This window comes from Ruegeria sp. AB5 (assembly GCF_056542645.1).
In genome coordinates this window covers 1-833 of record NZ_JBQGAE010000075.1, presented here as the reverse complement: position 1 = coordinate 833, position 833 = coordinate 1, and the positions used below count along the sequence as shown (strand labels likewise).

Annotated in this window: 2 protein-coding genes; both read left to right on the top strand. The window is 59.1% G+C overall.

Annotated features, from left to right (window positions below):
* The first annotated feature begins 34 nt into the window (after window positions 1-34).
* Window positions 35-331 (top strand): transposase, encoded by a 297-nt coding sequence (locus ACR0L4_RS23680; RefSeq protein ID WP_480515662.1) that lies wholly within the window; start codon window positions 35-37, stop codon window positions 329-331.
* Window positions 328-833: IS3 family transposase (locus ACR0L4_RS23675; RefSeq protein ID WP_480515660.1), on the top strand; the 506-nt coding region annotated here is incomplete at its 3' end. The genes ACR0L4_RS23680 and ACR0L4_RS23675, both read left to right, overlap by 4 nt.

Below are 833 nucleotides of genomic sequence, written 5' to 3'. Positions count from 1 at the left end.
TAGAATAGGCGCAGCCCGCGCCGGGAGGTGTCGAATGACGAAGCCGAAGCGATACAAGCGGTACAGCGCGGAGTTCAAACGAGAAGCTCTGCGCCGGGCTGCGGAAGAAGGGATGACGGATAAGGCTGTCTGCGATGAGCTGGGTATCAGCACCCGACAGTTTCGACGATGGCAAGGTGAGATAGCGTTGCTGGGCCAGGATGCGTTCCCCGGCCATGGTCGTCCGCGTGACGAAGAGATGGCTGCGCTGAAGCGCGAGTTGGCCAAGGTCAAGAAGGAGCGTGATTTCCTAAAGGAAGCGGCGGCGTACTTCGCCAGGCTGTCGAAGTGAAGTACGCCTGTATCAATCTCCGGCGTGGCCATTATCCAGTGCGCATGATGTGCAGGCTGTTGGGTATTTCAGCCAGCGGATATTACGCTTGGCGCACACGTCCGGAGAGCACCCGTGCAAAACAGGACAGAGAATTGATGCCGAGGATCAGGCGGATCTTCGAAATCAGTAAGGGTGTCTACGGCAGTCCTCGGGTCCATGCCGAACTGGTGGCGGAAGGCGTCACAGTCGGGCGCAACAAGATTGCCCGCCTAATGCGCCTTGAACGGTTGAGGGGCTGTCCCAAACGCCGTTTCCGGGTCACGACGCGGCGCAACCCGGCCCATCCGGTTGCAAAGAACCTGTTGCAACGGAACTTTGAGGCGCGGCAACCGAACCAGAGATGGGCTGCTGACATGACGTATATCTCGACAAAGCAGGGCTGGCTCTACCTCGCGGTTGTAATGGATCTTTTCTCTCGCCGGATTGTGGGCTGGTCAATGAGCCAGCGGATGGGCCGGCA

Coding starts and splice junctions, on each gene's coding strand:
- ACR0L4_RS23680 (WP_480515662.1), top strand. CDS start 35: ATGACGAAGCCGAAGCGATACAAGCGGTACAGCGCGGAGTTCAAACGA.